The sequence below is a fragment of the Pseudomonas graminis genome (assembly GCF_900111735.1).
Lineage (GTDB): Bacteria > Pseudomonadota > Gammaproteobacteria > Pseudomonadales > Pseudomonadaceae > Aquipseudomonas > Aquipseudomonas graminis.
In genome coordinates this window covers 110,140-119,791 of sequence record NZ_FOHW01000018.1, presented here as the reverse complement: position 1 = coordinate 119,791, position 9,652 = coordinate 110,140, and the positions used below count along the sequence as shown (strand labels likewise).

General features: G+C 59.3%; 6 protein-coding genes and 4 tRNA genes. 2 read left to right on the top strand and 8 right to left on the bottom strand.

Annotated elements, in window-relative coordinates; genetic code table 11:
- Positions 1–412 precede the first annotated feature (412 nt).
- The gene (locus tag BMY98_RS15250) at positions 413–1,813 is read right to left on the bottom strand and encodes a sensor domain-containing diguanylate cyclase (protein WP_074890546.1); all 1,401 of its coding nucleotides are present in this window, start codon (positions 1,811–1,813) and stop codon (positions 413–415) included.
- Between the two features lie 211 nt (positions 1,814–2,024).
- Between BMY98_RS15250 and pstS the strand changes: the two genes are divergently transcribed.
- A complete protein-coding gene (gene pstS, locus BMY98_RS15245; RefSeq protein ID WP_074890545.1) occupies positions 2,025–3,059 on the top strand; it encodes a phosphate ABC transporter substrate-binding protein PstS in 1,035 nt (344 codons plus the stop codon).
- A 102-nt stretch (positions 3,060–3,161) separates the two neighbouring features.
- Here pstS and BMY98_RS15240 read toward each other — a convergent pair.
- The 7 genes from BMY98_RS15240 to rluD form a co-directional block, all read right to left on the bottom strand.
- Positions 3,162–3,238 (bottom strand) — tRNA-Pro (locus tag BMY98_RS15240).
- Between the two features lie 93 nt (positions 3,239–3,331).
- Positions 3,332–3,407, bottom strand: a tRNA-Lys gene (locus tag BMY98_RS15235).
- Between the two features lie 6 nt (positions 3,408–3,413).
- Positions 3,414–3,490: transfer RNA gene (locus BMY98_RS15230), tRNA-Pro, on the bottom strand.
- A 20-nt stretch (positions 3,491–3,510) separates the two neighbouring features.
- A tRNA-Asn gene (locus BMY98_RS15225) sits at positions 3,511–3,586 on the bottom strand.
- A 349-nt stretch (positions 3,587–3,935) separates the two neighbouring features.
- Complete coding sequence (gene clpB, locus BMY98_RS15220; protein WP_074890543.1) at positions 3,936–6,500, bottom strand: ATP-dependent chaperone ClpB; 2,565 nt, start codon at positions 6,498–6,500, stop codon at positions 3,936–3,938.
- A 178-nt stretch (positions 6,501–6,678) separates the two neighbouring features.
- Entirely contained in the window at positions 6,679–7,419 is a 741-nt protein-coding gene (pgeF, locus tag BMY98_RS15215) for a peptidoglycan editing factor PgeF (protein WP_425438879.1), read from the bottom strand.
- A complete protein-coding gene (rluD, locus tag BMY98_RS15210) occupies positions 7,416–8,378 on the bottom strand; it encodes a 23S rRNA pseudouridine(1911/1915/1917) synthase RluD (protein ID WP_074890541.1) in 963 nt (320 codons plus the stop codon). Before rluD ends, pgeF begins: the two co-directional genes overlap by 4 nt.
- Before the next feature lie 151 nt (positions 8,379–8,529).
- Here rluD and BMY98_RS15205 point away from each other — a divergent pair, with 151 nt between their 5' ends.
- The gene (locus BMY98_RS15205) at positions 8,530–9,552 is read left to right on the top strand and encodes an outer membrane protein assembly factor BamD (protein ID WP_074890540.1); all 1,023 of its coding nucleotides are present in this window, start codon (positions 8,530–8,532) and stop codon (positions 9,550–9,552) included.
- The last annotated feature ends 100 nt before the right edge of the window (positions 9,553–9,652 follow it).

The window sequence follows — 9,652 nt, the reverse complement described above, 5'->3', positions numbered from 1 at the left end:
ACAATGATCTGTGCCAAGCGCTGAATGTCCGGCGCATGCAAGTTCGGTAGGAGCGAGGCTTGTCCAGCGATCTGGCGCGTAGCGGCAGCAAATTGGCCAATGCTGTGTACCCGATGGAACAGTGCCGTCTGGTTGACTGCCTGTTCCCGGCAGATCGCGGGAAAAGCCACGCTCCTACGGCATCCGGCCATAATCAAACACCAGAGTTCAGGCCTACCCCGCCCTGCTTCTGCCGAAGGCGTAGGAGCGCGCTTGCCCGCGAAAGCGTTGGTACACCCGACGCATCTCTATCGGCTGTACCCCAGCCTTCGCGGGCAAGCGCGCTCCTACAAAGGCGGTGGTGCTGCAGGATATGCGTCTGGTTTTGAGGCGTAGGCGCTTTGCTTGAGTCACCGCGCTGAACCACAGCCCGCTACGGCATTACCCTGCCTTTACCCAGATGCTTGGCTTTATACATCCAGCGGTCGGCTTCGCGCATGAGTTCGTCAGGGGCCTTGCCCGAGCCGGGTTCGTACATGGAAAAGCCGATGCTGGCGTTGCTGCGAATGACATCGCCCTTGATCGTGAGGGGCTGTGCGATCGCGGCGAGGAGTTTCTGAGCCACTTCGCGGGCTTCTTCCACGCCCGGCGTGATGCCTTCCAGAATCACAATGAATTCATCACCGGCCAGCCGCACCAGACTGTCGGTCCTTCGAATGCAGTTCTGTAAACGTGTGGCAATAGTGCGCAGCAGATCATCACCGGCATCGTGCCCATAACTGTCGTTGATGGCTTTGAACCCATCCAGGTCAATGAACATCAACGCCATTTGCAATCTGGAGCGGTCAGCCCGGGCCTGAGCGATGGGCAACAGCGCATCCAGCGCGCGACGATTGTGCAGGCCGGTCAGCGAATCATGCCGGGCCTCCTGCTCAAGCTCTTTGCGCGCTTGAATGTTCTGAATGATCGAGATGAAATATTCCAGCCCGCCCGCCTCCGAGAGCTTCTTCGTGACGCTTAGATTGACCCAGACAGCGCAGCCGCTTTTGCGTAGGTAACGCTTTTCCATCTGGTAGCTGTTGATTTGACCAACACTCAGCTGATGCAGCATCTCAAGATCACTGTCCAGATCGTCGGGGTGAGTGATGTCCTGAAACGTCAGATCTCTCAGCTCTTCAGACGCGTAGCCGAGGATGTCACACAGTGCGGCGTTGACGCTGATCCAGCCACCGTCCGGCGCGACCAGTGCAATGCCCACCGAGGCCAGCTCGAACATCGAGCGATAGCCTGCCTCGCTTGCCTGGAACATCGCTTCGGAGCGACTCTTCTGAAACCGCGCCAGCATCAGGTTTTCCCGCAGCTGCATTTCACGGCTGACGATTTCGGCCAAATCGTGAAGGATGCCGAGCTCGTCAGGGGTGAGAGTTCTGGGACGCGCATCGATGGCGCAAAGCGTGCCTACTGCAAAGCCGGCGCTGGTGCGTATCGGCACGCCAGCATAAAAGCGGACATGGGGATCGCCGGTGACCAACTGATTGTCGCGGAACCGCGCGTCTTCGATGGCATCGGGCACCACAAGCTCGGTGGCTTCAAGAATGGCGTGGGCACAGAACGCGACCTCCCGGGGCAGCTCCACCGCTTCAAGCCCCACGCGGGACTTGAACCACTGGCGGTCCTGATCCACCAGCGATATCAGCGCGATCGGCACGTTCAGCACTTGCGCAACCAGACGCGTGATCCGGTCCAGCGCGATCTCGGGTGGCGTGTCGAGTACTTCGAGAAGATGCAGCGCTTCAAGTCGCTGTTGCTCGAATGAGGGAGTTGCCGACTTCATATAACGGCCGATCCTTGGAAGACTGCCTGAAGTCTATACCGGCCCTATTGAATCCGCACCCGAAGCGACGTGTAAATAACCGAGCTGGCCGCCGCGATTGATCAACCTGCCGATGAAGAGAATCTGTCACCCCTTGTCATAAAAATGTGCTGCTTGCTGTGATCCCATCAGCGCATCTCACCCGATGCCGCTCGATAACAGGAAGTCATCCATGTTGCAGCTCTCCCGACTGATGCTGGCCGCAGGCCTTGGCATCGCGCTCAATCTATCCATGATCGCCACGGCAGGCGCAGCGTCCGAGGTTACCGGCGCCGGCTCCACGTTCATTTATCCGGTGCTGTACAAGTGGGCCACCGACTACAACCAGAAGACCCAGATCAAGGTTAACTACCAGTACATCGGCTCTGGCGCAGGCATTGCGTTGATTAAGGAAGGTGCCGTGGATTTCGGCGCGACTGACCGCCCGATGAGCTCGGCAGACCTTCAAACGTTCGGCCTCCAGCAGTTCCCTTCGGTGATCGGCGGCATTGTTCCTGTCATCAATGTCGCCTCGGTCAAACCGGGCACCCTGAAATTCACGGGCCCGGTGCTGGCCGACATCTACCTGGGCAAGATCAGCAAATGGAATGATCCGGCCCTCGCCGCCCTGAACCCGGGCGTGACATTGCCTGACGCGAAAATCAGCGTCGCGTATCGCTCGGATGATTCCGGCACTACGTTCAATTGGGTCAGTTATCTGGCGAAGGTCAGCCCGCAATGGAAGAGTCAGCTCGGCGCTGGGTCTTCGGTCAAGTGGCCGGTGGGCATGGGCAGCAAAGGCAGCGAAGGCGTGGCGACGTACGTGAAGCAGGTGCCGAACTCGATCGGCTACGTCGAGTACGCCTACGTCAAACAGCAGAAGTTAAATTATGGGCTGTTGCAGAACGCTGCCGGCACGTTCGTCACGCCGAGCACTGAGAGCTTTCAGGCGGCAGCCGCTACGGCAGACTGGAAGAGCGCGAAGGATTTTGACCTGTCGATGCTAGACGCGCCGGGGGAAAACGCTTACCCGATTACCGCCGCGACGTTCATCGTGATGTACAAGCAGCCCAAAGACGCGGACCGGCAGAAGACCGTTCAGGATTTCTTTCGCTGGACGCTGGAGAGCGGGCAGGAACACGCACGCTCGCTGGATTTCGCCCCGATCCCGGATGACCTGAAGAATCAGATCGAGGCGTACTGGGCGAACACTGCCAAGGTTCAGTAAATGCCAGAAACGAAAAAAGCGTCCCGAAGGACGCTTTTTTGTAGCTTCAGCGCGAGTGGCGCTTCGGCGGTATTTTCTGCCCGGATACAGCTGAGGCGAAAATGGTCGGGGTAAGGGGATTCGAACTCCTGACATCCTGCTCCCAAAGCAGGCGCGCTACCGGACTGCGCTATACCCCGGTGAAACATGAAAACACCTTAAGGCGTTTCCAGAGCGGGTGACGCGAATGGCGTCACTCCCTAAGATCCAACCCGATGAAGCCAGGTCAAAAATGGTGGGTCGTGTGGGATTCGAACCTACGACCAATTGGTTAAAAGCCAACTGCTCTACCAACTGAGCTAACGACCCAAATAATGGTCGGGGTAAGGGGATTCGAACTCCTGACATCCTGCTCCCAAAGCAGGCGCGCTACCGGACTGCGCTATACCCCGACGGTACTACCTCTTGAAATTGGCTCCGTGACCAGGACTCGAACCTGGGACCCAATGATTAACAGTCATTTGCTCTACCGACTGAGCTATCACGGAACGATCTTTTCAAATCTATCAATTTCAGATGCAGCGTTTGACGCGCTTCAATACAACAAATTCAGTAAATCTTCACCAGATGAATCTGGCACTTACCTCACTGAACCTACCGCATTTTCAGCCTCTTCGACCTGTTTGCATCGCTGCGTTCACGTCTCTGAGGCGCGCTATTCTACATTTCCAGAAACACCTGTCAACCCTCTAAATTGCTTTCAAGACAATGATTTGCGATTTTTTTGCGGATGACCCTCAACCCCCCGAAAATCCTGTGGTTCAGTGAATAAATCGCCGCGCATAAAAAAGGGCCCTCACCTGGAGAGCCCTTTGCGCCTCCATACAGAAGCGCGGATCAGCCGAAGACGATCTCGTCGTCCTGCACCGTGCCTCGGATGCTGGTGCCTGGCATGAAGCCCCCCGACAGGATCAACTGAGCCAGCGGGTTTTCGATCCAGCGCTGGATCGCTCGTTTAAGCGGCCGTGCGCCGTACACAGGGTCGTAGCCGACGGCGATCAGCTTGTCCATCGCCTCGCTGGAAAGCTCCAGACCCAGATCGCGCTCCGCCAGACGCTGGCGCAGACGGCCCAGCTGGATCTCGGTGATGCCTGCGATCTGATCGCGGGCCAGCGGTTCGAAGATCACCACCTCGTCCACCCGATTGATGAACTCCGGACGGAAGTGCGTAGTGAGCGCGTCCATGACCGCCGCGCGCTGCCCTTCCCGATCGCCCACCAGCTCCTGGATGCGAGCCGAGCCAAGGTTGGAGGTCATGACGATCACGGTATTACGGAAATCAACCGTACGCCCGTGGCTGTCGGTCAGACGCCCGTCCTCAAGCACTTGCAGCAAGACGTTGAATACGTCCGGGTGCGCTTTCTCGACTTCGTCCAGCAGGATGACCGAGTAAGGCTTGCGGCGAACCGCTTCGGTCAGATAACCGCCCTCTTCGTATCCGACATACCCCGGTGGTGCGCCGATCAGTCGAGCCACGGAATGTTTCTCCATGAACTCGGACATGTCGATCCGCACCATGGCCTCTTCGGTGTCGAACAGGAATTCCGCCAGCGCCTTGCACAGCTCGGTCTTACCCACACCGGTTGGGCCGAGGAACATGAACGAGCCGCTCGGACGATTAGGGTCCGACAGCCCGGCACGCGACCGGCGCACAGCATTGGCCACCGCGACGACCGCTTCGTTCTGGCCGATCACGCGCTGGTGCAGCAGCTCTTCCATCTTCAGCAGCTTGTCACGCTCGCCTTCAAGCATCTTCGACACCGGAATGCCGGTCCATTTGGACACGACTTCGGCAATCTCTTCCTCGGTCACCTTGCTGCGCAGCAACTGGTTTTCCGGCTTGCCGTGCTGATCGACCATCTGCAGGCTGCGCTCCAGATCGGGAATGACCCCGTACTGCAATTCAGCCATGCGGTTGAGGTCGCCCTTACGCCGCGCGGCTTCCAGCTCCTGGCGCGACTGCTCGATCTTCTGCTGAATCTGCGCAGAGCCGGTCACCTCCGCTTTTTCGGACGTCCAGATTTCTTCGAGGTCGGCATATTCCCGCTCAAGGCGCTGAATCTCTTCCTGGAGTTTTTCCAGGCGCTTGATCGCGGCCTCGTCGTCTTCCTTCTTCAGCGCCTGCGCTTCTACCTTCAGCTGGATCAGGCGACGTTCAAGGCGGTCGAGTACTTCCGGCTTCGAGTCGATCTCCATGCGGATGCGGCTGGCCGCTTCGTCGATCAGGTCGATCGCTTTGTCCGGCAGTTGCCGATCGGTGATGTACCGGTGGCTGAGCTTGGCCGCCGCGATGATCGCACCGTCAGTAATCGCCACCTTGTGGTGAACCTCATAGCGCTCTTTCAAGCCGCGCAGAATGGCGATGGTGTCTTCTTCGCTCGGCTCATCCACCAGCACTTTCTGGAAGCGACGCTCAAGGGCAGCGTCCTTCTCTATATATTGGCGGTACTCGTTGAGCGTCGTGGCGCCCACGCAATGCAGCTCGCCTCGGGCCAGCGCCGGCTTGAGCATGTTGCCGGCGTCCATCGAGCCCTCGGCCTTGCCGGCACCAACCATGGTGTGCAGTTCGTCGATGAACAAAATGATCTGCCCTTCCTGCTTCGACAGTTCGTTGAGCAGGCCTTTCAGGCGCTCTTCGAACTCGCCACGGAATTTGGCACCCGCGATCAGCGCCCCCATGTCCAGGGACAGCAGACGCTTGCCGCGCAGGCCATCCGGCACTTCGCCGTTGATGATGCGCTGGGCAAGGCCCTCGGCGATGGCGGTTTTACCCACGCCAGGCTCACCGATCAGCACCGGGTTGTTCTTGGTCCGGCGCTGCAGCACCTGAATGGTCCGACGGATCTCGTCGTCGCGGCCAATCACCGGGTCAAGCTTGCCTTCCTCGGCGCGCTTGGTCAGGTCAACGGTGTACTTGTCCAGCGCCTGGCGGGACTCTTCCGCGTTCGGGTCGTTGACGGCATCGCCGCCACGCAGGTTGCTGATGGCGTTTTCCAGCGCTTTCTTGCTGACGCCCTGACCCAGCAGCAGCTTGCCGAGTTTGCTGTTTTCGTCCATGGCTGCGAGCAGCACCAGCTCGCTGGAGATGAACTGATCACCCTTCTGCTGAGCCAGACGATCGGCCTGATTCAACAGGCGCGCCAGATCCTGGGACATGTTCACGTCACCGGTGGGGTTCTGGATCTTCGGCAGCTGATCGAGCTCTTTGGTCAGCGCGGTGCGCAGGCTGTTGATGTCGAAGCCCACCTGCAGCAGCAAAGGCTTGATCGAACCGCCCTGCTGCTCAAGCAGTGCCTGCATCAAGTGCGCGGGCTCAATGGCCGGGTGGTCAAGGCCCACCGCCAGTGATTGGGAATCTGATAGAGCGAGTTGTAATTTGCTGGTTAAACGGTCAATACGCATTCGTCACCTTCCTATATGGGCAGGCCGGAGCAATGAACACACCTAATAAAGAAAACCTGCCAGATGGTTCTAAGATGCGGACGATTAGGCAGGATTCAAGCGCTGACGGGTTGACGTGGATCAACATTAGCTTGAAGGAAGGGATTCGGGACGAATTAGTGCAGAAGCGCAGCTGAGGCTATCGGGCTTCGATCCAGACAAGCGAAGCAAACCGTCCTGTACGTGCGCCACGACGATAGGAGAAGAAGCGCTCATCGTTGTAGGTCGAAAGGCCTCCGCCGTACACCGCTGTCACCCCGTGGGCTGCCAGACGGATGCGCGCCAACTGGTAGATGTCGGCCATGAATTTGCCGGCGTTGGCGCTGGGTACAAACGCCTGGATCGCCTCGGGGTGCGTGTCCATAAAGGCTTCGCGCACTTCGGGACCGACTTCGAACGCCTGCGGCCCGATAGCAGGGCCGAGCCAGACAAGAATGTCGGACGGCGCATCGGCAAAGCTGTCCACTACCGCCTCAAGCACACCTGCCGCAAGACCGCGCCAGCCCGCATGGGCAGCGGCAACCTGAGTACCTGCTTTATTGCAGAAAAGCGCCGGCAAGCAATCAGCCGTCATGATGGTGCATGCAACGCCCGGGGTTCTGCTCCAGCTGGCGTCCGCCTCAAGTACTTCTGCCGGCGCGGCCTCGACGACATCAACCCCGTGAACCTGCTTCAGCCATGCAGGCTGAATGTTCAGGCGCGCGGTCAGTACCGAACGGTTATGAGCAACGGCTGCTGGATCATCGTCAACGTGATCACCGAGATTGAAGCTGTCGAACGGCGCCACACTGACTCCGCCCGAACGCGTCGTGACGCACGCTTTGACACCGGCCGGCGCAGGCCAGTCGGCAATCAGCCAGTCCGCCACGCGCTCAGTCATCCAATGAACGCTTCGCGGTCTTGCTTGAGTAGGGTCAGCAGCCAGACAAAGTCGTCCGGCAGCGGCGATTCCCAGCTCATGCGCTTACCGGTCGTCGGATGATCCAGTTCAAGGAAACGCGCATGCAGCGCCTGACGCGGGAAATGTTTCAGCGATTCGACCATGTTGACGTTGGCCGCAGGTGGAATCCGGAAGCGACCGCCGTAGGCGGGATCGCCGACCAGCGGGAAGTTGATGTGGGCCATGTGCACCCGAATCTGGTGGGTACGCCCGGTTTCAAGCTTGACCCGCACGTGGGTGTGCGAACGGAAACGCTCCAGAACCCGGTAATGGCTGACCGCAGGCTTGCCGCCTTCCATGACCGCCATGCGCTGACGCTGCTGGCCGTGACGACCGATCGGCGCGTTGATCTTGCCGCCGGCAGTCACCACGCCGATGACGATGCACTCATAGATGCGGCTGACGCTGCGGTTCTGCAGCTGGGTGACCAGCTGGGTCTGCGCCTGAATGGTCTTGGCGACCACCATCAGACCGGTGGTGTCTTTGTCCAGACGGTGCACGATGCCGGCACGCGGGACATTGATGATGTCCGGCACATGGTGCAGCAAGGCATTGAGCAGGGTGCCGTCGGCGTGACCTGCTGCCGGATGCACAACCAGGCCGGACGGCTTGTTGATCACCAGGATCTGGTCGTCTTCGTAGACGATGTCGAGCTCGATGTCCTGCGCGATCCACTCGCCCTGGGCTTCCTGCTCGGCTTTGAGGAGCAGAACGGCGCCGCCATGCACGATGTCACGCGGGCGCAAAACGCCTCCGTCCACAGTCAGGCGGCCGTCTTTGATCCAGGCGGAAAGGCGCGAGCGCGAGTGCTCTGCGAATAGTTGGGCGGCGACTTGGTCGAGGCGTTGACCGCCCAATTCGGACGGCACCTCTGCGCGGAGTTCTATGATCTCAGACATGCTCAAACTAGGAGGTGGCACTGGCCTTTGGTTTCGGCTGTGCGCTTGTGGTTAAATACGGCGTCTTTTGTCCCGGGGGTTCCACGGGGCGCCCATCATAACAGGACGGTCCTGCGCAAGACAGCAGGCCGTTATAGGGACGCAAGCCGCCATGCAAGTGAAACACCTGCTGCTGATAGCCATCCTCGGACTTACTGTTGCCTGTTCTTCGAAGAAAGAAGTCATCGACGAAAACCTCAGTGAAGTCGAGCTGTACCAGCAGGCGCAGGCCGATCTGGACAACAACAGCTATAATAGCGCCACCGAGAAGCTCAAGGCGCTGGAGTCGCGTTATCCGTTCGGTCGCTACGCTGACCAGGCGCAACTCGAGCTGATCTATGCCAACTACAAGAATGGCGAGCCCGAAGCTGCCAAGTCGGCGGCCGAGCGTTTCATTCGTCTGCATCCGCAACACCCGAACGTGGACTACGCCTACTACCTCAAGGGCCTGACCTCGTTCGACCAGGACGTCGGCATCATCGCCCGCTTCCTGCCACTGGATCAGACCAAGCGTGACCCGGGCGCCGCTCGCGATTCGTACAACGAGTTCGCCCAGCTGACCAGCCGCTACCCGAACAGCCGCTACGCCCCTGACGCCAAGCAGCGCATGATTTACCTGCGCAACCTGCTGGCGGCCTACGAGATTCACGTTGCCGACTACTACCTGACCCGTCAGGCCTACGTGGCAGCGGCCAACCGTGGTCGCTACGTGGTCGAAAACTTCCAGGAAACCCCATCGGTTGGTGACGGTCTGGCGGTCATGGTCGAGGCCTATCAGCGTCTGCACCTGGACGACCTGGCTGACACCAGCCTGCAAGTCCTGAAAACCAACTATCCGGATCACCCGCAACTGGTCGACGGCAAGTTTGAAGCGCGCACGGCAGAAGCCGACAACCGCTCGTGGTTGTCCAAGGCGACGCTGGGCCTGATCGAAAGCCGTCCGCCGCTGCCGCCAGGACAAACCCGCGCCAACCAGGACGTGATCAAGCAGTATCAGGATGCCAAGGAAGCCATCCCTGCCGACTTGCTGCCTGAAAACCAGTCGGCTGACGAAGAGACGAAAAACACTGACGATGACGGCACGCCGAAAAGCCGCTCGATCTTCAGCTACATGACCTTTGGCCTGTTCGACTGATCCGGTCACCGCCATACGTCAACTAAAAGAGGCCCTTCGGGGCCTTTTTTCATGCCTGACCGTTTTCCGACAGCATACGGCGATGGAGATGACTGTGCGG